This window comes from Marinomonas arctica, from assembly GCF_003259225.1.
Classification (GTDB): Bacteria; Pseudomonadota; Gammaproteobacteria; order Pseudomonadales; family Marinomonadaceae; genus Marinomonas; species Marinomonas arctica.
In genome coordinates this window covers 19591-44226 of the sequence record NZ_QHJF01000015.1, presented here as the reverse complement: position 1 = coordinate 44226, position 24636 = coordinate 19591, and the positions used below count along the sequence as shown (strand labels likewise).

The following is a 24636-nucleotide window of genomic DNA, read 5'->3' as shown; positions in this document are numbered from 1 at the left end:
TTACTTGAACTGTTTAAGGAAACGCAAATCGTTCTCAAAAAACATACGAAGATCATCCACTTTATAGCGCAGCATAGCGAAACGCTCTACCCCCATGCCAAAAGCGAAGCCTGTGTATTTTTCGGAATCAATTCCTGACATTTCAAGTACTTTCGGATGCACCATGCCACAACCCAACACTTCTAACCAAGACTCTTCGCCCTTGCTATTCGTTCGCATGATATCCACTTCAATGGAAGGCTCAGTAAATGGGAAGTAGCTAGGACGGAAACGCACTTTCAAATCGTCTTCAAAGAAAACGTTCAAAAATTGCTGCAAAATTCCCTTCAAGTCTGCGAATGAAATATTTTCGTCAATAAGCAGACCTTCCACCTGATGAAACATCGGTGTATGAGTTTGATCTGAATCACAACGATACACACGACCAGGGCAGATAATACGAATTGGCGGCTGAGTCGTTTCCATTGTGCGCACTTGAACAGGCGATGTATGCGTTCTTAGTACAGTTGACGGATTAAAATAGAAGGTATCTTGCATCGCACGCGCAGGGTGATGCGCAGGAATATTTAACGCTTCAAAATTGTGATAATCGTCTTCGATTTCTGGCCCTGAAGCCACATCGAAACCAATACCACGGAAAAAAGTTTCGATACGCTCCATGGTGCGAGTCACAGGATGCAAGCCACCCACGTCCTGACCTTTACCAGACAAAGAGATATCAATTGTTTCGGTTGCTAATTTAGCGTTTAGTGCCGCTTCTGCAAGAAACTGTTTACGCTCAGTGATTTTTTCCTGAACTTGGTCTTTTGCTTCATTGACCATTTGACCGAATTTTGGTCGGTCCTCTGCAGAAACATTACCAAGCTGTTTCAACAAAGCAGTCAGAGCGCCCTTCTTACCCAAATAATGCACACGTACATCATCCAGAGCGGACTCACTCTCAGACGCAGCCACTGCGCTTAGCGCATCAGCAAGAATCTGCTTTAGGTTCTCCATTTACACACTCCAAAAAATAAAATAGGGGAAGAACCATTGGCTCTCCCCCTATCAAAGACTGCATTGAATGACTCGCTCTATTAAGATTACATCTATCAAGATTGAATCACCCTAAGGCTACGTCAGAAATTAAGCCAAGCTTACTTTCGCTTTTTCAACGATAGCAGCAAAAACTTCTTTCTCGTACACAGCTAGGTCAGCCAAAACCTTACGGTCAATTTCAATTGCCGCTTGTTTCAAGCCAGCAATGAAACGGCTGTAAGACAGACCATTGATACGTGCAGCAGCGTTAATACGAGCAATCCACAATGCGCGGAATTGACGTTTACGCTGACGACGGTCACGGTACTGATACTGACCAGCTTTGATAACAGCTTGTTTTGCTACACGAAATACACGGCTACGTGCACCGTAGTAACCTTTAGCTTGCTTTAAAATCTTTTTGTGACGGCGACGAGCCTGAACACCACGTTTTACGCGAGGCATAATATAAACCTTATACTAATAAATTAATGAACTAAAAAAAATCTAGACTTAGATGTATGGCAACATGCGTACAATAGACGCTTTATCGCACTGCGCGATCTGTCCCATAGGACGAAGATGACGCTTACGCTTAGTCGATTTTTTAGTCAAAATATGACTAGTATGAGACTGTTTATGTTTAAAACCATTCGCGGTACGTTTGAAGCGCTTAGCTGCGCCACTGTGTGACTTAATTTTGGACATGATAAAACCACTCTCGCATTCGTTAATGTTAGTGTAATTTTTCCATAGTTTAGTCTTTAAGAGCCGAAGCCCTTAAAGCCAAATTATTTAAAATTACTTCTTCTTTTTGGGGCCTAGCACCATAGTCAATTGACGACCTTCCATTTTCGCAGCTTGCTCTACTACACCATAATCCTCTAAGTCTGCTGCGACTCGATTCATAAGCTGCATACCAAGCTCCTGATGGGCCATTTCACGACCGCGGTATCGTAACGATACTTTGGCCTTATCCCCGCCTTCAAGGAAACGTATCAGGTTGCGGAGTTTTACCTGATAATCCCCTTCCTCCGTCCCTGGACGGAATTTCATTTCTTTAACCTGGATCTGCTTCGCATTTTTCTTTTGCGCAGCTTTCGCTTTCTTCGCTTCAAAAATATGCTTGCCGTAGTCCATGATTTTGCAAACAATCGGATCTGAATCAGCAATTTGCACTAAGTCTAAAGTAGCTTCTTGAGCTGCTTTTAGTGCCTCTTCAAGAGAGACAACGCCAACTTGTTCACCATCAGCAGCGATCAAACGCACTTCGGTAGCTCGAATGTTCTCGTTGATTAGAGGACGCTGCTTACTAGCGGTACGTCCACGATTCATATTACCTTTTATAGTACTATCTCCATTTCTTGTTTACGGCTACGGCGAGCAACTTCTTTTTGAAGCAAACCTTCAAATTCGGAAATACTCATCACTCCAAGATCTTCACCAGTGCGAGTACGAACAGCAACTTGTTTCTGTTCTACTTCTTTATCACCAACTACGATCATGTACGGCACTCGTTGAAGAGTATGCTCGCGGATTTTAAACCCGATCTTCTCGTTTCTCAAGTCAAGTTTTGCTCTAAAGCCATTTGAATTCAATGTTTTTGCCAAATCAGAGCAATAGTCTGCTTGGCGGTCTGTAATGTTCATGATAACAACTTGTTCAGGCGCAAGCCAGACCGGAAAGGCACCTTCTGTCTCTTCAATCAAAATACCGATAAAACGCTCAAGTGATCCTACTATCGCTCGGTGCAACATTACCGGTGTTTGACGTGAACCATCTTCCGACACATATTGCGCACCTAAGCGAGTTGGCATTGAAAAATCGACTTGAATGGTGCCGCATTGCCACACACGACCAATGGCATCTTTCAAAGAGAACTCAATTTTAGGTCCGTAGAAAGCACCTTCACCTGGCAGCTCTTCCCATTCTAAACCGGCAGAATCCAATGCGTCTGATAAAGATTTTTCAGCCTTATCCCAAACTTCATCTGATCCCACACGTTGCTCAGGACGAGTAGACAAGCGATAAATAATATTGTCAAAACCAAAGTCTGCATAAACTTCGTGCAACAAAGCAATAAATTCAGACACTTCTTGTTGAATCTGCCCTTCTGTTACAAAAATATGGCCATCGTCTTGAACGAAATTACGCACACGCATAATACCATGTAACGCACCAGAAGGCTCGTTACGGTGACAAGAGCCAAATTCCGCCATACGAAATGGTAAATCACGGTAACTTTTCAGCCCCTGATTATAAACCTGAATGTGGCAAGGACAGTTCATCGGCTTAACGGCATAATCACGATTTTCAGAATGCGTAGTAAACATATTCTCATGGTATTTGCCCCAGTGCCCAGATTTCTCCCACAGCACACGGTCAACAATTTGCGGTGTTTTCACCTCTTGATAGTGGTTATCAAGTTGCTTCTGACGCATATATTGCTCAACGGCTTGGTATAGACGCCACCCTTTAGGATGCCAAAATACCATTCCAGGCGCTTCTTCTTGAAGATGAAAAAGATCTAATTTCTTACCTAACTTACGATGGTCGCGCTTTTCAGCTTCTTCAATTCGAGTTAAATAAGCGTTTAATTCTTTTTTATCATTCCACGCCGTTCCATAGATACGCTGAAGCATTTCATTATTAGAATCACCACGCCAGTATGCACCCGCCAGCTTCATCAACTTAAAGTGACGCAACACTCGAGTGTTTGGCACGTGAGGGCCACGACACATATCCATGTATTCTTCATGATGATACAAGCCAACTTCTTTTACAGATTCGTCCATATCATCGATCAAGGCGACCTTATAGGTCTCGCCACGCTCAACAAATTGCTGACGTGCATCACCAATCGGCGTCATTTTCTTAACAACATCGTAATCGGTTTTGACCAACTCACCAATGCGCTTTTCAATAGCCGCCAAATCTTCTGGAGTAAAGGGACGCTCATACGCAATATCGTAATAGAACCCTTCATCAATCACAGGACCAATTGCCATTTCGGCAGTTGGGTATAGCTGCTTAACAGCATGTCCAACAAGGTGTGCAAAAGAGTGGCGAATAATCTCCACACCCTCTGAATCCTTTCCAGTAATGATGCTTAAGGTAGCGTCATCAGAAATCAGCTCACAGGCATCAACCAACTGACCATTTACACGACCAGCTACAGTGGCTTTAGCAAGACCTGGACCAATATCCTCAGCCACTTGCATGACAGTCACAGGATTTGAAAAAGAGCGTTGGCTGCCATCAGGCAAAGTAATTACAGGCATTTTATTCCCCTATCGGAGTCAGTGGTGCTCCATACCAAAGAGCACATGTAAATTTCAGCGCATAAATTAGCATTTTTCGATTATGCATGCGAATCTAATTTAATTGCTCTTTATAGTAGCGCTAAACAGCAACATACAAAAATCAAGCCTTTTTTCTGTCTTTAAGGCATAGACATTCTCTGCATGCAGAGTAAAATTAGCATCCGTTTCACACAGACTTCATTTATCAAAAGGCTCTATGGATCTTTCAACTCTTGACGACTACTGCATTGAGACAACTCAAGCGGAACCTGACCTATTAATTGAATTAGTTGAAAGAACTTATTCTGAAATGGGCTATCCGAACAAGTTATCAGGAAAAACCATTGGCCGCACTTTGAAGCTTCTGGCAAAAATAGCTCAACCTAAACGCGCGCTAGAGATCGGCATGTTTACTGGTTATTCAGCACTCTCTATCGCCGAAGGCATGCCCAATGATGGCAAACTCATTTGCTGTGAAACTAACCCTAGAGCGATTGAATTCGCTCAGTCATTTTTTGATCGTAGCGAGCATGGCACAAAAATCCAAACGATTTTTGGCCCAGCACTCGATATAATCGAATCCCTTGAAGGGGAATTTGACTTTGTCTTTATTGATGCCGATAAGCGTAACTATTTAAATTACTACCAAGCAGTACTACCGCTTGTAAAGTCTGGTGGCCTTATCATCATTGATAACTCCTTATGGCAAGGAAGAGTTCTAGACCCAAAAGAAAACAGCGATATCGCTGTAAATCAGGTCAACCGCTTAATTGCGCAAGACACACGAGTTGAGAATGTTCACTTGAATGTTCGTGACGGTCTCAACATCGTCGTAAAACACTAAACCCATTTCTTATAAACCCCAGTCACCTTTGGGTTACCTCAGGTGACTGGGGTTTATGTGCTATTAAAAAGATATTACGTAAGAGGCAGCGATTTTGGTCGTTTTTAAAATCACAAATAACATCTCCGGCAAACACTACATTGGAACGTCTTTCAATAGTGGCTTCCAACGTTTCGAACAGTACGTAGAAGCAACAAGCGAAGGTTTGGACTTTCCTTTATACAACGACATTAGGGAGAATGGCGTTGAAGCTTTTACAGTTGAAGAACTATTTGAAACAAGCGACAAAGAAGAGCTTTATGAATTAGAAACGGATTACATTTCTATTTATAACGGTGAAAGTTTACGCGGCTACAAAATTGCGCAGACGGCTGAAAAAGCCACAACTTTAAATCTTGGCAAAAAAGCGCTATTTGATGCAAATGGCGTATCAACAGCCGAACAACCCAAAAAAATAAGAAAAGTCGCGGAAAAAAAAACAGTAGAACTACCAAAAAAGACAATTGAGCCCGCGCCAACGGCCAAATCTTTTTTTGGCGAGCTTATCGGTGAAGACAGACTAGGAACACCAGTTGCTGCCACCGCGACTGAAAAGAAAAAAGCGCCCCCTCGCGCCAAAAGCAAAGCCAGCATTCAAAAAATGCTGAATGAGGCGGAAAGAGCCGCCAAAAAAGAACGCGAAGAAAAATTAAAGTCACAGCAACAAGCGGAAGCAGAAGAAATGGCACTCATCATGGCAAAAATTGATGTAACGTCCAAATCTGCCACGTCTGCATTTCGTCGCCGTAAAGGCTGATTGTCTCAGCAAATAAAAAGGCCCAGATTGATGACAGTTCAATCTGGGCCTTTTTTATGCTATCAGTACATCACGCTCTTGCTTTTTTTAGCGTCTCAGAAATCATGAAAGCCAACTCTAAAGACTGATCTGCATTCAAACGAGGATCACAATGTGTGTGGTATCGATCCGCCAAATCCGCTTCCGTCACTTCAAAGGCACCACCAACGCATTCGGTCACATTTTGCCCTGTCATTTCAAAATGCACACCGCCGGCATAAGTACCTTCTGCATTGTGAACTTGGAAGAATTGCTGAACTTCCCTTAACACATCATCTACACGACGCGTTTTGTAGCCCGTTGATGCCTTCACTGTGTTACCGTGCATCGGATCACTACTCCAAACCACTTGCTTTCCTTCGCGTTGAATGGCACGAATCAGCTTAGGCATTCCCTCAGCCACTTTATCTACCCCCATCCTAACAATGATGTTCAAACGACCCGGCTCATTCTCAGGGTTCAACACATCACACAGACGAAGCAGATCCTCAGGATCCATAGATGGGCCAGCTTTAACACCAATGGGGTTCTTTACGCCGCGCAGAAATTCAACGTGTGCACCATCTAACTGACGAGTCCGATCACCAATCCATAACATATGGGCGGAACAATCGTACCAATCCCCCGTCAAGCTATCTTTACGCGTTAAAGATTGTTCGTATGGCAACAACAGCGCTTCATGAGACGTATAGAAATCTGTCTCTCTCAGTTGAGCCAAACCAGGACCGATACCACAAGCTTCCATAAATTGTAGTGCATCGTCGATTTTGTCTGCGACACCTTGATAACGACTTCCAGCAGGGCTCGCACTTAAAAAATCTAAATTCCATTGATGCACCTGATGCAAATCTGCAAATCCACCTTGAGCAAAGGCACGAAGTAAATTCATGGTTGATGCACTCTGGTTATATACTTGCACCAAACGCTCAGGATCAGGAACCCTAGCTTGCTCAGTAAATTCAATACCATTAATAATATCGCCGCGATAACTTGGCAACTCAACACCATTTATTGTCTCTGTACCCGCCGATCTTGGTTTAGCAAACTGCCCAGCCATTCGCCCAACCTTGACAACCGGGCACTTACCGGCATAAGTCAAAACGACGGCCATTTGCAACATAACCTTAAACGTGTCGCGAATATTATTCGCGTGAAACTCCGCGAAACTCTCTGCACAATCTCCACCTTGCAGTAGAAATGACTGTCTATTGGCGACCTGCGCTAGGGCTTTTTTCAACTGCCGCGCCTCACCAGCAAAAACCAGCGGAGGCATCTTCCCTAATGTCTTCTCAACCTGCGCCAAATGCTCTGCATTAGGATAAACCGGCTGCTGTAGTGCCGTTTTTTCTCTCCAACTTGTCAATTCCCACTGCTTCATAATGTTCTACAACCTTCTTCTATAAATCACTTATTAACGGGCAACCACCCAAAGTATTTCTGCATCTTTTATTGATGTCGACACAACAGCATGCCCCATAGTGGCATCATAATACACACTGTCACCTTCTTTTAATTCAATTGGCTCATAGAGTTCAGAGAAAAAATTAATCTTCCCTTGCAACACCAACAGAAATTCTTCGCCATCATGACGAACCCACTCTTTAAACTCGGTAAAAGATCTTGCTCGAACGGTTGTTTTAAAAGGCACCATCTTTTTACGACTAATGGAATAATTTAAAAGCTCATGCTCATATGTCGCCGTCGGATGAGGCTCACCTTTACCTTTTCGAGTAATGTCTCGCCTTCCCGCAATAGAATGCTCACTGGCCTCAACAAACAGTTGCGGCAAATCCATTTCCAAGCCCTTAATCAACTTTTGTACAATGGTAAAACTTGGCGACACTTGATCATTCTCAATTTTCGACAATGTAGAACGAGCAATACCTGTTCTTTTTCCCACCTCTTCAAGTGTCCAACCTTTTGCAAGACGAATTTCTTTTACTCGCTTGCCAAGCTCCAAAGGCTCAACAAACCGGTCTGGATCTGACGCTGTAGCAGTTTCTAGTGACGGACGACTAACCATAATTTCCCAATACTGTTTTAAAAAAGCTTAACAAAAGCCTATTAAGCAAAAAATTTATCCGTTTTCATTAGTCTATTTAAGCAATGGAGCCATGGCAGACGCACAACGAGAAAGATCAAACCCTTTGCCTGATACCAGCTCGATCAGCTCGCTATAATCCACACCCTTACTATTTTCTAATAACACCCATAAAACCGAAGAACGCGTACCAGTTCGGCAAAACGCCAAGGTCTTTTTCTCACTCAACAAAACATGCCTCTGAAAATCAACTTGATCCTGAGAAAGCGCCGCCAAATTAATAGGGTTGCTAACATACTCCATACCCAAAGACTCAGCCACAGCACGCAAACTATCACCAGAAGGCTGATCATCCGACTCAGCCTCCGGACGATTATTAATGATTCGCTCAAACCCCTGCGCCTTAAGTAAAGCGATATCAGACTCAGCAAGCTGGGGCGCCACAAAATACAATTCATCAAGCTGAACAGGATGACTCATAGCCTTTTCTCCTCTTAAATAGACTCAGGAACGATATAACACTTTAATTAGATGAAAGCCAAACTGGGTTTTTACTGGCCCCTGCACTTTTAATAAAGGCCCAGTAAACACAGCCTTATCGAAAGCAGCAACCATATCACCTTTACGAAACTCACCAAGATCGCCACCCTTCTTACCTGATGGGCAAGTAGAAAACTGCTTGGCTAATTTATGAAAATCGGCCCCCTTGTCTAATTTCTCTTTAAGCGACTCCGCTTCCGCCTTTGTTTTCACCAAAATATGACACGCACTTGCCGTTGCCATCAAAACCTCTACTATTCAAATTTACTAGATAAAACATGTTAACCTATTTAGTATAATGGAATTCACTATAAGCAATCATTAAGCTTAAATTAGTCTGAGCAAAAAAAGCAGTATTAACATCAATATAGGCGGTTTTACAGTATGAGCAGTTACGCAGCAATAAGTGATCTTTCCTTTCTCCTTGTGGAACCCTCAGACACTCAAAAGAAAATCATTACCAAAGCACTGGAAGATGCTGGCATAAGTAAAATTGACTATGCAAATAACATTCAAGAAACCATAGAATCCCTGGCGTCATTCCCACCCGATCTGGTGATCTCATCCATGTACTTACCTGATGGCAGTGCAAATGACTTAATTGACAAAATCAGAGCCAATCAAGCAACAGAAAACCAATGCTTCATGCTCATTTCCAGCGAGCGTAATAGAGATCACCTCGAACACTTAAGACAATCTGGCGTTCTTGCCATACTTCCCAAGCCCTTCAGCAAAACAGACTTACAGAGAGCCATTCACGCGACTCTGGATCTTATCGTAGAAGAAGAAATAGACCTAGAAATGTTCGACCCAAAAATGCTACGCGTGCTAGTGACCGATGATAGCCTTATGGCTCGAAAACACGTCAGCAGAACACTCAATACGATGGGAATAGAAGACATACAATTCGCAGAAAATGGCAAAGAAGCCATCGAACTACTCAGTAGAATGGAATTTGACCTAATTGTGACAGACTATAATATGCCGGAAATGGATGGTCGAGAATTGACCGAAGCCGTTAGAAAAGACCCATCGCTGGCCCATATCCCCATACTCATGGTGAGTTCAAACTCAGAAGACAGTCAACTATCCAACATCGCCCAAGAAGGCGTAGATGCGATATGTGGCAAACCTTTCGAACCCAGCGTCGTCAGAAAACTGCTGGCTAAAATACTCAGCTAAAATAAAAAAAGAGCTTCAAATTGAAGCTCTTTTTTTCACCTACACGGCGCTTAATATCAGCACACTGATTGACAGTCTACGCTTGTACTATGTCACTTCCGCCATCAAAGCTTCAACAATAACTTTGTTTGCCTCAGGAAACTCATAATACAGCAAATCAGACACCGTCACCCAGCGTACCTCTTGCCCTTCTTTACCCATTGGCTCATCTTTAAAACCAGTGACTTTATAGAAATGCAATTCAACTTGTTTATCACCGTAATCATGCGAGATCGTTTTAAAAAAAGAATGCTCCGTAACGGAAATACCGCATTCTTCTTTTAATTCACGCACCAAGGCAGCATCGACAGCCTCAGAAGGCTCACATTTGCCACCAGGAAACTCCCACAAATCCCCTTGATGCTGGTTCGATTGTCTAAGGGCAATAAAAACAGAGTCATTCCGAAGAATGACCCCAGCCGCCACTTTCACCAACATTAGGTGCGATACTCTGCGTTGATAGTAACGTACTCATGAGAAAAATCTGTTGTCCAAACCACGTCAGATTCGTCTCCCATACCTAGATCAAGCACTATATGAATTTCTTGTGGTGCCATAGCTTGCTTACCGTGCTCCTCCAAATAATCTGGAGAACGACCACCATTACGAGCCACCTCAAAACCATTGATATGCAACTGCACTTTATCAACATCCAAATCTTGCACACCAGCACGACCCACAACAGCTAAAATGCGCCCCCAGTTTGGATCAGAAGCAAACAATGCCGTCTTAACCAAAGGCGAATGTGCAATTTCAAATGCCGTTTTGGTTGCATCAGACTGAATAGCAGCACCGACCACTTCAACCGTCACAAATTTCGTCGCCCCTTCGCCATCTCGAACGATAGCATGAGCCAACTCTTGCATCACTTCGGTAAATGCCGCAATAAAGGCTTGAGCAAGGGGCTCATCAACAGACGTTACTTTGGCATTACCCGCCATGCCTGTCGCAATGGCAACGCAAGAATCATTGGTTGACGTATCACTATCAATAGTAATGCGGTTAAAGCTTTTATTAACAACGTCTTTGAGTATTGACTGGAGCACTGAAACATCCATAGCAATATCACTACACACGTATCCCAGCATAGTCGCCATATTAGGACGAATCATACCCGCGCCTTTTGAAATACCCGCAATACTGTAAGTTTTGCCTTCAAAATCAAAAGTACGAATCGACCCCTTTGGCAAAGTATCGGTCGTCATAATACCAACACCGGCTGAATGCCAGTTATTTGCCGACAAGTTAGCCAATGCTGCTGGAATAGCAGCAATAATCTTATCAACCGGCAGCGGCTCGCCAATCACACCCGTTGAAAACGGTAGGATGGCTTCTACATTCACGCCTGCTTGATCAGCCAGAAACTCACACGTCTTTAACGCAGTAGCCAAACCCAATTTGCCCGTTCCTGCGTTAGCATTACCGGTATTAATCAGCAAATAGCGACTTCCAGATAACCCCAAATGCTGCTGGCAAATTCGAACAGGAGCTGCACAAAAAGCGTTTTGCGTAAAAACACCCGCTACCGATGCGCCTTCACATACTTCAAAAATAACGACATCTTTTTTATTCGGTCTTTTGATACCCGCTTCAGCAACACCTATGCGAATCCCTTTTATTTCTGGGATAGCTGGAAAATCATGTAATCCTACCGCCATTTAAACACTCTCCAATTAAATCAGACGACCGTGACATTGTTTGTACTTTTTACCAGAACCACATGGGCACGGCTCATTTCGACCCACTTTAGGATACTCCTGAGAATCATCCGCGCTTGCAGGAGAGTCGGACAGTGCATCCAAAGAATCATGAATCATGCTCATCGTCATTTTCTCTTCTTGCTTTCTACGGGCCTCTTCAATTTTCGAAGCCTCTTCAGCCGACTGAACTTTCACACGAGTAATGATTTGAATCACTTCAAACTTAATTTGCTCTAACAAACCCTGAAATAATTCAAACGCCTCACGCTTGTATTCTTGCTTAGGGTTTTTCTGCGCATAACCACGCAAATGAATACCTTGTCTCAACATATCCATGGTTTGCAAATGCTCTTTCCACAAGGTATCAAGCACCTGTAAAAGCACCTGCTTCTCAAACGCCCTAAAAGGCTGCTCACCTGCAATCGCTTCTTTCGCTTGATAATCTTCTAAGAAACTGTCCAATATCTTCTGACGCAGCGGCTCCTCATAAAGCTTCTTATCCTCTTCAACCCATTTAACAATAGGCAAGGACAAGCCAAACTCGTTGCGGATCTTCTCTTCCAACCCTGCAAGATCCCACATATCAAAGATACTTTGCGGCGGAATAAACTCATCAATCAACCCTGCAACCACCTCTTCACGCATCGCTAAAATGGCTTCAGATAGATCTTCAGACACCATCATTTCAAAACGCTGGCGGTATATAACCTGTCTTTGATCGTTAGCAACGTCATCGTATTCTAACAGCTGCTTACGAATATCAAAGTTACGACCCTCGACCTTACGCTGGGCTTTTTCAATCGCGTTGGAAACCATCTTATGTTCAATGGCCTCACCTTTTTCCATACCAAGCGCCATCATCATCTTTTTAATACGATCAGACATAAAGATGCGCATTAAGTTGTCTTCAAGAGACAAGTAGAAGCGAGACGACCCCACATCCCCCTGACGACCTGCACGACCACGCAACTGATTGTCTATACGTCGAGATTCGTGACGCTCAGTACCAATAATATGCAAACCACCTGCTGCCAACACCGACTCGTTACGCGTTTTCCAGTCAGCCTTTAACGCGTCAATACGCTCTTGACTGGCATTTTCGCCCAACTGTGCCAACTCAACCTGTAAATTGCCACCTAAAACAATGTCAGTACCACGACCAGCCATGTTTGTCGCAATGGTAACCGCTCCTGGACGACCGGCTTCAGCAACAATCTCAGCTTCACGCTCATGCTGCTTCGCATTCAAAACATTGTGCTTAACGTTCTTTTTAAGAAGATAGTTAGAAAGGAGCTCTGAATAATCAATAGAAGCGGTACCCACCAAAACAGGTCGGCCTTGTTTTACATTCTCTTCAATGTCCAACACAATGGCTTCAAACTTGTCTTCCGTTGACATGTAAATCAAATCATTGAAGTCTTTACGCTGCACTTGACGATTGGTCGGAATAACAATAACCGACAATCCGTATATTTGCTGAAACTCAAACGCCTCGGTATCAGCCGTACCTGTCATACCAGACAGTTTTTCATACAAACGGAAGTAATTCTGAAAGGTAGTTGAGGCAAGCGTTTGACTTTCCGCTTGGATAGTCACACCCTCTTTCGCTTCAACCGCCTGATGAATACCCTCAGACCAACGACGCCCAACCATGGTACGACCAGTATGTTCATCCACGATGACAATCTGATCACCTTGAATAACATAATCTACGTTCTTCTTGAAAATAACATGGGCTTTTAAACAGGCATGCACATGATGCAACAAAGAAAGATTACCTGCTGCGTAGAGGCTCTCTCCTTCACCCAACATTCCTTGCTCTACCAGCCAATTTTCAACAAACGAGTGGCCTTCTTCAGTCAATTCAATACTGCGTTGTGATTCATCAAAAATATAGTGCCCAGTGGACTCTTCGGTCTCACTTTCTTCCTGTTTAACCAAAAGAGGAGCAAGCATATTGATTTTTCGATACTGCTCAGAACTGTCTTCAACCGCACCAGAAATAATGAGCGGCGTTCTGGCCTCGTCGATCAAGATAGAGTCAACCTCATCGACAACAGAAAAGTGCAAATCACGCTGCACACGGTCTTCTAAACGAAAGACCATGTTGTCACGCAAATAATCAAAACCAAATTCGTTATTAGTACCGTAGGTAATATCGCACAGATAAGCCGCTTTTTTATCTTCACGGTCTTGTCCGGAAAAAACCACACCGACACTCATGTCTAGAAATTCATAAAGAGGTCTCATCCAGTTAGCATCACGCTTCGCCAGATAATCGTTCACTGTAACAACATGGACACCTTTAGAAGACAAAGCATTTAGGTAAACAGCCAGTGTCGCAACCAGTGTTTTACCTTCACCCGTCCGCATTTCTGCAATTTTACCTTCGTTAAGCACCATCCCGCCAATGAGCTGAACGTCAAAATGACGCATTCCCATCACACGCTGACTTGCTTCACGGACAACAGCAAATGCCTCCGGTAGAATAGAATCCAGTGATTCCCCTTTATCAAGACGATCACGAAACTCACTGGTTTTCCCAGATAGATCATCATCAGATAACTTATGGAAGGACTCTTCAAGTTGGTTAATTTGTACAACGATTTTTCTGTATCGTTTTACTTCTCGGTCATTCTTTGTGCCGACAATTTTTTTAATTACAGTTCCTAACATCTTGAACTCATCGTAGCCAATTAGTAATAAAGACAGTCTATCATGGTAATGTGTGACAAAACATGAAATATCAAGGACCTAAATACAAAAAAACCAGACATATAGTCTGGTTTTTCACAATCCGATCAAGAATTAATCACTTATTAAGCACCAACAAATGCTGGCTCTACATAAGAAATCGGATTCATTTGAGCTTCATCTTCAAATACCACGTATTCCCAAGCATCTTGATGTTCAAGTAACGCCAGCAAAAGCTTGTTGTTTAGTGCATGACCTGATTTGTAAGCTTTATACTCACCAATAAGGCTGTGCCCAAGAAGATATAGATCACCAATCGCGTCCAATATCTTGTGGCGCACTAATTCATCGCGGTAACGTAAACCTTCATCGTTTAAAACACGGTAGTCATCAAGAACGATGGCGTTTTCCATGTTTGCTCCACGAGCAAGGTTATTGTTTTTAAAGTACTCAAGATCCTTCATAAAACCAAATGTTCTTGCACGACTAATCTCTTTAACAAAAGTTGTCGTTGAGAAATCAAATGATGTGCTCTGAACATCTTCACCTATGGCTGGATGCTGAAAGTCAATAGTAAAGGACAAGCGAAAACCTGAGTGAGGCTCCAATGAAGCGAACTTATCACCTTCATCAACGCGAATCGGTTTTTTGACTCGAATGAATCGTTTCAAAGCATTTTGCGCTTCTAGACCAGCTGACTGCAGAAGAAAAACAAAGGGACTAGCACTTCCATCCATAAGCGGAATCTCACTAGCACTCACTTCTACATAAGCGTTATCAACACCCAATCCTGCCATGGCAGACAACAAATGCTCTACAGTACTTACCTTCACATCACCTTGACATAAAGCCGTAGCAAAATTTGTTGACCCAACTGCTCGTGCATCACCATGAATCTCAACAACTGGATCCAAGTCTGTACGAACAAATATAATACCTGTGTTAACAGGGGCAGGCTTTAGTGTCAAATACACTTTTTCGCCAGAGTGTAGTCCCACTCCAGTTGCTCGAATAATGTTTTTTAGTGTGTGTTGGCGTACCATTATATTCCTACATTTTTATGACTGGATACTATTCTTATAAAAAATAGTATCAATAACACATTTTTTATACAATCCAACATACTGATATTGCATCGTTTTTACTCAAACTAGTCAGCTTGACGACGTAAAAATGCTGGAATGTCCAAATACGATAATTTATCGCCACTTGAAATCGAAGTTGAATCCACTGACTCATTCTTCTCGCTCAAGCTTTTCTCCACCTTTTCCACCTTCATCGTTGATGAAGGCTTCGACACAGGCTGAGCAACCGCCGCTTTTACATCATTACTACTTTCAGCAGATTGCCCGACCTTTGCCATAACCGGTTGAGAGACAACAGATTCACCAACAGCAGATTGAAATTCAGCTGTAGAGCGACCCTCTAAACCAGTTGCAACCACCGTGACTCGCATTTCATCCCCTACGCTAGGATCAATTGCACAACCAATCACGACGGTAGCGTCCTCAGACGCATATTCTTCAATAATCGCGCCAACCTCAGTAAACTCAGACAAACCAACTTCTTCGTTAGCAGTAATGTTTACCAGTACGCCTCGCGCACCCCTGAGATTGATATCTTCCAATAACGGGTTATGAATTGCCGCCTCAGCAGCCACTCTTGCTCTATCGTCACCAGAAGCAGACCCTGTTCCCATCATCGCCATACCCATCTCAGACATAACCGTTCTTACATCTGCAAAGTCGACGTTGATTAAACCTGGGCGCATAATCAAATCCGTTATACCTTGAACGGCATTAAACAAAACGTTATTCGCTTCACCAAATGCCTTCAATAACGAAATATTCTTACCTAAAACAGGCAAAAGACGCTCATTCGGAACCGTGATCAAAGAGTCGACATTTTCTCGCAACTCTCTTACACCCTCTTCTGCCACTCTGGCACGACGACGACCTTCAAAAGGAAAAGGCTTGGTCACAACAGCGACCGTCAGTATACCGAGTTCACGAGCGACCTTTGCAATAACTGGTGCAGCCCCTGTTCCCGTACCACCGCCCATACCGGCCGTAATAAACACCATGTCAGCACCCGTTAGTAACTGGGTGATTTTTTCCTGATCTTCCAAAGCAGAATCACGACCAACCTCTGGATTCGCACCAGCACCCAACCCTTTGGTGATGGTTGACCCTAACTGCAAAGAAACACCCGTTTCGAAACCGATTAATGCTTTGGAATCCGTGTTGGCACAAATAAACTCAACACCTTCCAAACGATTTTCAAGCATGTGACGAACAGCATTACCACCGCCACCGCCAACACCAATTACTTTTATAACAGCGTTATCTGATAGATTATCTTCGGCTAAATCAAAGACATTCATGGGCTTATCGCTCCTCAATAAATTCATAATCAATTCTGACTAAATATAACTTTGAAACCAGTGTTTTAATTTCTGCCACGCCTTCGTTGCACTGAAAGATGGTCCGATTTCTTTAGGAGCCAGAACTGATGTTTCTCGTTTAGTTTGCGTCTTAGACATCATCCGTTTCGAGATTTCAGTTACGTCAGCCTCTTTACTACCATAAGCCAATAATCCAACGCTTGTTGAATATATAGGGTTATCGACAATGTCAGACATTCCTTTAGTACAATCTGGTAAAGATAATCGAACTGGCATCTGAAATACCTTTTCTGCCAGCTCTGCCGCACCTTCCATAAGCGACGTCCCCCCAGTAATTACAATACCTGCAGGGATTCGCTCGGCATAACCGCTGCGTCTTAACTCATCTAAAATTAAATTGTAAATTTCTTCATATCGAGCCTCAACCACCTCAGTCAAAGCATGACGAGTGATGGATCTTGGCTGACGATCGCCCACACTGGGCACTTGCAAAACCTGCTCTGCAGACGCCATTGAGGACATAGCACAAGCGTATTTTACTTTAATCTCTTCAGCATGTTGAGTCGGGGTACGCAAAGCCATTGAAATATCATTAGTCACCTGATCACCTGCAACAGGCACAACGGCAGTATGGTGTAGCGCACCATCAAGCCAGACGGCAATATCAGATGTTCCGGCACCAATATCAATCAGGCACACACCCAAGTCTTTTTCATCTTCACTCAAAGATGACTCACTGGAAGCGAGCTGAGACAAAATAACGCCATCAACCCCAAGCCCACAGCGCTTAATACACTTCTCAACATTCATTACGGCGTTAACCGCACCAGAAATCAAATGCACATTCGCTTCAAGACGAACACCAGACATACCCAAAGGATCTTTAATGCCTTCTTGAGAGTCTATGTGGTATTCCTGAGGCAAAATATGCAATACTCGCTGATCAGAAGAAATCGGCACAGCTTGAGCCGCATCAATCACTCGATCAATATCTTCTTTTTGCACTTCACCATTTTTAACAGCAACAATGCCATGCGAGTTCAAGCTTCGAATATGGCTACCTGCCACACTGACATAAACTGAATGTATGTTACAACCCGCCATTAGCTCCGCCTCTTCAACTGCACGTTGAATCGATTGAACCGTTGACTCTATGTTTATAACAACACCACGCTTCATGCCTTTTGAACTATGAGAGCCAATACCGACAATTTCCAAACTACCATCAGCCAGAACTTCGCCAACCAAACAAATAACTTTCGATGTGCCTACATCCAAACCGACTATCATTTCACCTTCCCGGCATCACGTGTTGTTATGACAAGCCCTTCATTACTGTTTAAAAAAGCAACAAACAGGCCAATATCATTTATTTTGCTTCCAACCTACCGCTATCCCATGAGGATAACGAGCATCGACTGATGTTATCTGATCTATTCTACCCGATAAATCACTCTTATACACGGCTATAAAGCGCTGTAATCTTTCTAAAATATCCTCTCGACCCAGCTTAACCTCTACACCATTGGTAAAAATTATATTCCAAGCGCCCCTTGGCTCTAAAGTAAGAGTGGCAACACGCAAAGAAGTAGACGCAAGCACCTGACTAATCAGACCAAACTGCTCAAGCACGACACCACTGGAGTCTTCGGGACCATAAAACCGCGTAAGCGGCAAATCTGGTAACTTAGGCGGCGCAATAATAACCGCTGAGGTGGAGATCAATTGCCTATCTCCCCAGTATGCAAGAGGCGTATGTTCATGAACAAGGACCTGCAACGTATTTGGCCAAACTTTACGAATCTCTGCGCTTGCCACCCACTCTGATGACAAAACGACATCCATCACACTCGACAAAGAGACTCTTAAAAGACTCTGACCCAACAAAGAAGAATAATTAGACTGCAGCTCTTCTTCCGTTGCGTACTTTAGTTGACCCTTTATTTCAACCTTTTGAATAGCAAACCAGGTATCGGGGGAATCGTCGCCCTGAAAAGTGGCAACGATTATCAATAAAATCGCCCCTATTAGTGCCGCTATCCTCATAAATCAATCACGCCCTACTTTATCCCAAGCATTTTGCGCAATTTTTTCAACTAATGAAGCATAATCAATCCCCACATACTTGGCCGCCATAGGAACCAAACTGTGCGACGTCATCCCAGGCGCTGTATTAACTTCTAACACCCAAAACACGCCCGCTTGATCACGCATTACATCAACACGCCCCCAACCAGAACAACCTAATGATCGATACGCATCTAGCGCCAACATTTGCAATTCATTTTCATCATCTTCATTCAACCCACACGGCAACAGGTACTGCGTATCGTTCGCTATGTACTTCGCCTCATAATCATAAAGCTTATGATCTGGAGCAGGCTTTAAACCTATTGGTGGATAAGCGACATCATCAATAATCGTAATCGTGAATTCAGGCCCATCAACAAACTCTTCAACCAAGATGTCAGAATCATATTCAAGCGCCTTCAAAAGAGCCTCATCAAGCTCAGATCGATTCATCGCTTTGTTAATACCAATGGTAGAACCTTCTCTAGAAGGCTTAACAATCATTGGATAAGACATTTGCTGCTCAATCGCATCCGCATCAGCATGATTGACAAAAGACAGATAAGCCGGCGTCGGAATGCCAATACCATTCCAAAAACGCTTCGTTAAGACCTTGTCCATTGCCAGACCACATGACAAAGGCGAACTTCCGGTATAGGGCTTACCAAGCATTTCAAGCAAAGCCTGAACTCGCCCGTCCTCTCCTTCACCGCCGTGAAGAGCAATAAAAGCCAGATCAAACTCAATCGATTGCAACTGAACAATAGGATCGAATGACGCACCAGGCCCATAAAGGTCGAGTTCGACAACATTAAACCCTTTCGAACGCAGCCCCTCAGCAACCAAAGGGCCACTCTGCATGGAAACATCACGCTCAGCAGAACGCCCACCATAAATCACGGCGATAACGGAATCTTTAAGTGTTTGTGCCATATTAAATACCACTCACTGATAAATTTTTGGATACCATACCAATATCGCCTGCCCCTTGCGTGATCAACAAATCCCCATCACGCAAAACGTTGCTCAAAATAGAACGCAAATCCGCCTCACCACCAACATGAATTGGATCAACATTGCCGCGCTGGCGAATGCTGCCGCATAATGAACGACTGTCCGCCCCATTGATGGTGTTTTCACCTGCCGAATACACATCAAGCAACAGCAATACATCCACTTGAGACAAAACGCGCACAAAATCCTCATACAGATCACGAGTTCGAGTGTAGCGGTGCGGCTGATAGACCATCACCAAACGCTTTTCAGGCCAGCCTGCACGTATCGCTTTTATTGTGGCCAAAACCTCGCTTGGGTGGTGACCATAATCATCAACAAACATCACACTTGAGCCGTCAGATAATGCGAGTGGCTTTTGCTCTTGGAAACGACGACCAACCCCCTCAAACCCCATCAGACCGGCTTGAATGGCCGTGGCATCCACACCCAAATCTGTTGCAACCGCAATGGTCGCCAGGGCATTCAGCACATTATGACGACCCGGCATAGGCAAACGAATTTTCAGCGGCTCACCATCTGGACGGTGCGCCAAAAACTCACAATAGCGCCCGATCTGCACAATATCCGTCGCATAAAAATCCGCTTCTTGATCAATGCCATACGTCAAAATAGGTCGACTTAATGATGGCAAAATCTCACGCACGTTTTCATCATCAACGCACATCACAGCGAGGCCGTAAAAAGGCAAATTATGCACAAACTCGATAAAGGTATGCTTGACCTTCTCAAAATCACCGTCGTAAGTGTCCATATGATCTGCATCAATATTGGTGACGATCACGGTTTGTGGCTGTAAGTGCAGGAATGACGCATCACTCTCGTCTGCTTCTGCCACAAGATAAGCACTACTACCCAGCTGCGCATTAGCACCAGCACTGGTCAAACGTCCGCCTATTACAAAGGTTGGCGCTTCACCTGTCGCCGCCAAAATAGACGCCATTAAACTCGTGGTCGTGGTTTTTCCATGCGTACCCGCAACCGCAATACCATGACGATAGCGCATTAACTCGGCTAGCATTTCCGCTCGACGGACGATGGGAATACGATTCTCTTTACCCCAAATAATTTCTGGGTTTTGCTCATTTATCGCCGTAGAAACAACAATGACGTGAGCGTCATAAACGTTTTCTTCCACGTGCCCAAGATACACCTTAATACCGAGCCCTTCTAAGCGCTCTGTTGTCGACGACGATTTCAGATCAGAACCTGACACTTGGTAACCCTGGTTATGCAACACTTCGGCGATACCACACATGCCCACACCACCAATACCAATGAAATGGATATTCTGAATACGGCGCATGGTAGGAATATCGTACTGAGCTTTATTATCAATCATGATTTTATTAACCTTAAACAATGTGCAACAACATCTTGTGTCGCATTGGGATGAGCCATTGACTTCGCTTGCTCACCCATTTTCAATAACGTCTCATCGCCCTCTACAAATTCAGAAAGCAAAGAAATAACTTTTTCGCAGTTCAACTGCGTCTGAGGCAGTAGGTAGGCTGCTCCAACCTGCTCTAAATAACGAGCATTCGCTGTTTGGTGATCATCGATGGCATGCGGAAAAGGCACCAAAATAGAAGGTAGGCCTGCAACAGCTAACTCACTTACTGTCATCGCTCCCGCTCGACACAATACAAGATCTGCCCAATAATACGCTTGATCCATGTTATCCAAGTAAGCCTGTACACGGGCTTTTACACCAGCCTCTTCATACAACTCAGATACCGCTTCAAAATGACGCATACCCGTTTGATGCCAAATATCCAGACGCTGAGAGAAAGGCCATTCGGCTAAGACTTGAGGCATGACATCATTAATGGCTTTTGCCCCTAAACTCCCCCCAACAACCAGCAATCGCAACGGCCTTGCCGAACCGTTTCTTGGCTCACGAACACGCTGCTCTAAAATATTACTGCGAATAGGGTTGCCGACACTAATAGCATTGGTAAGCGCGCCGTCGAAAGCCTGCAACCTCACACTCGCAACTCTGGCAAGCAGCTTATTCGTTGTTCCAGCAACGGCATTTTGCTCATGAATAGCCAGTGGAATACCTAACAGTCGAGCGGCCAAACCTCCTGGTCCTGCAACGAACCCCCCCATACCTAAAACAATATCCGGTTTCACTTTTTGCAAAACGGCCACCGCCTGACCAACAGCGTGCAAAATTCTAAAAGGGGCCGCCAGCAGGCCAAGTATACCCTTACCCCTTACTCCCTTGATCGACAAAGAATGCAACTCTATGTCATGTTTAGGCACAAGAGACTCTTCCATTCCACCTTTAGAGCCAAGCCACTGAACATGGAACCCTTGATCCTTAAAGTTCTGCGCACAGGCCAAAGCTGGGTAAATATGCCCCCCTGTTCCGCCAGCCATTATAATGACTTTTCTTACCTTATTCATTTCCTGCTCTCTTTCAGGCCACTTACACCAGATGAGTCTGTGTCACCACCATACTCAACTCGACGATTCTCAACATCCACTCGCGCTACCACAAACAGGCTACCCAACGTGATAATTAGACTACTACCACCGTAGCTGATCAAAGGTAATGTCAAACCTTTTGTCGGCAAAAAACCCGTATTTACTCCGATGTTTATAATCACTTGCGCCAGAACCAAAATGGCAAAACCAAAGCACATATAACCAGCAAAAGGACGAGAAAGAGCCATGGCTTTATGACCGATTTTGAAAGCACGTCCGACCAGTAAAGCAAACAAACAAATCAGCAGCAGCCCACCAAACATGCCCGTCTCTTCGACCCAAATAGAAAACACAAAATCCGTATGCGCTTCCGGCAAATAAGCCAATTTCTGTACGCTATTCCCCAAGCCCAGACCAAACCACTCACCTCGACCGTAAGCAATTAACGCCTGACTAAGTTGATACCCCTCGTTAAAAGGGTCGGCCCATGGATCAATGAAATTCAACAAACGCTTCAAACGGTAACTTTCCGAAATCGCCACGACACCAAGCATACAAACCGCCGCTACCATCAGTAATAAAAACTGATACAAGGGAGCACCGCCCAAAAAGAGCAGCACCATCACGGTGCCCAGCAACACAACAGAAGCCCCAAAGTCTGGCTCAAATAGCAAAAAGAGAAGAAAGATGCTACATAGACAAAGAGGTAAAACGAACCCTACCCAACTTTCCCTGACACGGTCGGCTCTTCGCACCAAATAGCCAGAGACATAGACCACCATACAAACTTTTGCGACCTCAGAGGCCTGAAGGTTAAACACCACCAAATTGATCCAACGACGACTGCCGTTGACGCTTTTCCCAATACCGGGAACCAGCACAAGAATGAGCAAGATCAAGGACAACCCCATCATAAGGATGCCCCATTGCTGTAACTGGCTCGTCGGTAACGACAAAAGAAGCCAGCCAAACGCCAAACCCAAAACCAGATAAAGTAACTGCCTCCTCATAAAAAAATACGGATGGCCGTGAATACTTTCTGATATAGAAATGGATGCACTAGACACCATCACCATACCCAGTGCCAAAATAGAAATGACAGCGACAAGAAAAAGCGCATCAACCTTTACAAACTCGCGCCAAGACACTCGATCAAATATGCTGAGCCATGTCATAACTCTGCAACCAAACGAGCAAAGTGCTGACCGCGCATTTCGTAGTTTTTATACATATCTAAGCTCGCGCAGGCTGGAGAAAACAAAGCAATGTCCCCTTCCTGACTGTCTTGAGCAATACTTAATACAATTTGATCCAAGGTATCAAAATGCTTAACCTCGACATCTGAGGACAACACGTCAGCAATACGATTCGCGTCTTTACCAAATAAATAAACAATGCGCACAAGATCCTGAATAGGCTTAGCAAGAGCACGAAAATCAGCCCCCTTTCCTTCACCACCGGCTATCAACAACACCTTTTTATTGGCTGTAGAACCAAGCCCCTGTAACGCCGCTAACGTAGCGCCGACATTGGTTCCTTTAGAATCATTAATATACGTTACACCATCTAGCACTCGAACGGTTTCACAGCGATGAGGCAAACCGCCAAAGGTTTTCAATACCTCCCCTACCGCATCAGACATAACGTCTACACCAAGCAACTCAAGCATGGCCAAAGCCGCCAGCACATTAGCGTGATTATGCGAGCCTTTTAGGGCAATTTGAGACGTATGATAAAGGCGCTCAACACCTTTGCACAACCAAGCGCCATCCCCATCTTTGAGCATGCCATACTCTTTGAGATCAGGGCTCTTTGTAGTGAAAGCACGAACAGGAACACCTTCCGCCAACAGGGGAGCGGTTAAAATATCTTGCTTATTGCAAACAGCGGCTTTACAGCCGCGATAGACTTTCTGTTTGGCTCGTTGATATTCATAAAGATCCTTGTAACGATCCATATGATCTTCAGACACATTCAGTAGACAAGCCAAATCAGCTTGTAGGGCGTGAGTTGTTTCAAGCTGGAAGCTAGACAACTCAAGCACGTAGAAATCCGTACCAGGAGAAAGAAGATCCAACGCTGGCAAGCCTAAATTACCGCCTGCTTTGGTATTTTTACCACAAGCTTGCAGCAACATCGCCACTAAAGTCGTCACCGTACTTTTCGCATTAGACCCTGTAATAGCAACAAAGGGCGCGTCAACATAATCACAAAACAAATCGATGTCACCGCGCATCGCCACACCACGCTCAGCCAAACGCGCCAAAACAGGTGTACGCAATGCGATACCAGGACTGACAAACAACTCAGTCACCCCTAGCGTTTCAAGCACATCTAAATCACCGGTAAAAATACGATCTTCGGAACAAAACGCTTTTGCTTGCTCTAAACCCGGAGGATTCTCACGGGAATCCACCACATAAAACTCAATGCCTTTGCTGGCTAAAAAGCGTACGCAAGACAAGCCTGTCGCACCCAAGCCGACAACGGCTCTTACCCGATCTGACCCGATCAACGACAT

General features: G+C 44.2%; 24 protein-coding genes. 3 read left to right on the top strand and 21 right to left on the bottom strand.

Features of this window, described 5'->3' with window-relative positions; translation table 11 throughout:
- From pheS to thrS, 5 genes are all read right to left on the bottom strand, one after another.
- The gene (gene pheS / locus DK187_RS10385; RefSeq protein WP_111607289.1) at window positions 1–996 is read right to left on the bottom strand and encodes a phenylalanine--tRNA ligase subunit alpha; all 996 of its coding nucleotides are present in this window, start codon (window positions 994–996) and stop codon (window positions 1–3) included.
- Window positions 997–1125: 129 nt separating this feature from the next.
- The gene (gene rplT, locus DK187_RS10380) at window positions 1126–1482 is read right to left on the bottom strand and encodes a 50S ribosomal protein L20 (RefSeq protein ID WP_012070283.1); all 357 of its coding nucleotides are present in this window, start codon (window positions 1480–1482) and stop codon (window positions 1126–1128) included.
- Window positions 1483–1530: 48 nt separating this feature from the next.
- The gene (gene rpmI / locus DK187_RS10375; RefSeq protein WP_111607288.1) at window positions 1531–1725 is read right to left on the bottom strand and encodes a 50S ribosomal protein L35; all 195 of its coding nucleotides are present in this window, start codon (window positions 1723–1725) and stop codon (window positions 1531–1533) included.
- Window positions 1726–1818: 93 nt separating this feature from the next.
- A complete protein-coding gene (infC, locus tag DK187_RS10370) occupies window positions 1819–2352 on the bottom strand; it encodes a translation initiation factor IF-3 (protein WP_111607287.1) in 534 nt (177 codons plus the stop codon).
- Window positions 2353–2360: 8 nt separating this feature from the next.
- The gene (gene thrS / locus DK187_RS10365) at window positions 2361–4298 is read right to left on the bottom strand and encodes a threonine--tRNA ligase (RefSeq protein WP_111607286.1); all 1938 of its coding nucleotides are present in this window, start codon (window positions 4296–4298) and stop codon (window positions 2361–2363) included.
- Window positions 4299–4536: 238 nt separating this feature from the next.
- Between thrS and DK187_RS10360 the strand changes: the two genes are divergently transcribed.
- Window positions 4537–5163 carry an O-methyltransferase gene (locus DK187_RS10360; RefSeq protein WP_111607285.1) on the top strand — a complete coding sequence of 209 codons (627 nt, stop codon included), beginning with the start codon at window positions 4537–4539 and terminating at the stop codon, window positions 5161–5163.
- Between the two features lie 94 nt (window positions 5164–5257).
- Window positions 5258–5959 (top strand): GIY-YIG nuclease family protein, encoded by a 702-nt coding sequence (locus tag DK187_RS10355; RefSeq protein ID WP_111607284.1) that lies wholly within the window; start codon window positions 5258–5260, stop codon window positions 5957–5959.
- Window positions 5960–6029: 70 nt separating this feature from the next.
- On the opposite strand, the gene DK187_RS10350 is transcribed toward DK187_RS10355, so the two are convergent.
- From DK187_RS10350 to ppiC, 4 genes are all read right to left on the bottom strand, one after another.
- Complete coding sequence (locus DK187_RS10350) at window positions 6030–7376, bottom strand: class II 3-deoxy-7-phosphoheptulonate synthase (RefSeq protein WP_111607283.1); 1347 nt, start codon at window positions 7374–7376, stop codon at window positions 6030–6032.
- Between the two features lie 33 nt (window positions 7377–7409).
- Window positions 7410–8021, bottom strand: coding sequence for a helix-turn-helix domain-containing protein (locus DK187_RS10345; protein ID WP_111607282.1), 612 nt, complete (start codon window positions 8019–8021; stop codon window positions 7410–7412).
- A gap of 72 nt (window positions 8022–8093) precedes the next feature.
- Complete coding sequence (locus tag DK187_RS10340) at window positions 8094–8519, bottom strand: protein tyrosine phosphatase family protein (protein WP_111607281.1); 426 nt, start codon at window positions 8517–8519, stop codon at window positions 8094–8096.
- Between the two features lie 24 nt (window positions 8520–8543).
- The gene (gene ppiC / locus DK187_RS10335) at window positions 8544–8822 is read right to left on the bottom strand and encodes a peptidylprolyl isomerase PpiC (RefSeq protein ID WP_111607280.1); all 279 of its coding nucleotides are present in this window, start codon (window positions 8820–8822) and stop codon (window positions 8544–8546) included.
- A 141-nt stretch (window positions 8823–8963) separates the two neighbouring features.
- Here ppiC and DK187_RS10330 point away from each other — a divergent pair, with 141 nt between their 5' ends.
- Window positions 8964–9761, top strand: a complete 798-nt coding sequence (locus tag DK187_RS10330; RefSeq protein WP_111607279.1) for a response regulator — start codon at window positions 8964–8966, stop codon at window positions 9759–9761.
- 87 nt (window positions 9762–9848) lie between these two features.
- On the opposite strand, the gene mutT is transcribed toward DK187_RS10330, so the two are convergent.
- From mutT to murD, 12 genes are all read right to left on the bottom strand, one after another.
- The gene (gene mutT / locus DK187_RS10325) at window positions 9849–10238 is read right to left on the bottom strand and encodes an 8-oxo-dGTP diphosphatase MutT (protein WP_111607278.1); all 390 of its coding nucleotides are present in this window, start codon (window positions 10236–10238) and stop codon (window positions 9849–9851) included.
- A complete protein-coding gene (gene argJ, locus DK187_RS10320) occupies window positions 10238–11458 on the bottom strand; it encodes a bifunctional glutamate N-acetyltransferase/amino-acid acetyltransferase ArgJ (RefSeq protein WP_111607277.1) in 1221 nt (406 codons plus the stop codon). Before argJ ends, mutT begins: the two co-directional genes overlap by 1 nt.
- Before the next feature lie 15 nt (window positions 11459–11473).
- Window positions 11474–14176 carry a preprotein translocase subunit SecA gene (gene secA, locus DK187_RS10315; protein WP_111607276.1) on the bottom strand — a complete coding sequence of 901 codons (2703 nt, stop codon included), beginning with the start codon at window positions 14174–14176 and terminating at the stop codon, window positions 11474–11476.
- A 143-nt stretch (window positions 14177–14319) separates the two neighbouring features.
- Window positions 14320–15237, bottom strand: coding sequence for a UDP-3-O-acyl-N-acetylglucosamine deacetylase (gene lpxC / locus DK187_RS10310; RefSeq protein WP_111607275.1), 918 nt, complete (start codon window positions 15235–15237; stop codon window positions 14320–14322).
- A gap of 107 nt (window positions 15238–15344) precedes the next feature.
- Window positions 15345–16577, bottom strand: coding sequence for a cell division protein FtsZ (ftsZ, locus tag DK187_RS10305; protein WP_111607274.1), 1233 nt, complete (start codon window positions 16575–16577; stop codon window positions 15345–15347).
- Between the two features lie 39 nt (window positions 16578–16616).
- Window positions 16617–17888: a cell division protein FtsA gene (gene ftsA, locus DK187_RS10300; RefSeq protein ID WP_111607273.1), complete on the bottom strand. Its 1272-nt coding sequence runs from the start codon at window positions 17886–17888 to the stop codon at window positions 16617–16619.
- Window positions 17889–17963: 75 nt separating this feature from the next.
- Window positions 17964–18644 (bottom strand): cell division protein FtsQ/DivIB, encoded by a 681-nt coding sequence (locus tag DK187_RS10295; RefSeq protein ID WP_111607272.1) that lies wholly within the window; start codon window positions 18642–18644, stop codon window positions 17964–17966.
- Between the two features lie 3 nt (window positions 18645–18647).
- Window positions 18648–19601 (bottom strand): D-alanine--D-alanine ligase, encoded by a 954-nt coding sequence (locus tag DK187_RS10290; protein WP_111607271.1) that lies wholly within the window; start codon window positions 19599–19601, stop codon window positions 18648–18650.
- Between the two features lies 1 nt (window position 19602).
- A complete protein-coding gene (gene murC, locus DK187_RS10285; protein WP_111607270.1) occupies window positions 19603–21024 on the bottom strand; it encodes a UDP-N-acetylmuramate--L-alanine ligase in 1422 nt (473 codons plus the stop codon).
- Window positions 21021–22094, bottom strand: coding sequence for an undecaprenyldiphospho-muramoylpentapeptide beta-N-acetylglucosaminyltransferase (gene murG, locus DK187_RS10280; protein WP_111607269.1), 1074 nt, complete (start codon window positions 22092–22094; stop codon window positions 21021–21023). The genes murC and murG overlap by 4 nt, the downstream gene beginning before the upstream one ends.
- Window positions 22091–23290, bottom strand: coding sequence for a putative lipid II flippase FtsW (gene ftsW, locus DK187_RS10275; RefSeq protein WP_111607268.1), 1200 nt, complete (start codon window positions 23288–23290; stop codon window positions 22091–22093). Before ftsW ends, murG begins: the two co-directional genes overlap by 4 nt.
- Window positions 23287–24636 (bottom strand): UDP-N-acetylmuramoyl-L-alanine--D-glutamate ligase, encoded by a 1350-nt coding sequence (murD, locus tag DK187_RS10270; protein WP_111607267.1) that lies wholly within the window; start codon window positions 24634–24636, stop codon window positions 23287–23289. Before murD ends, ftsW begins: the two co-directional genes overlap by 4 nt.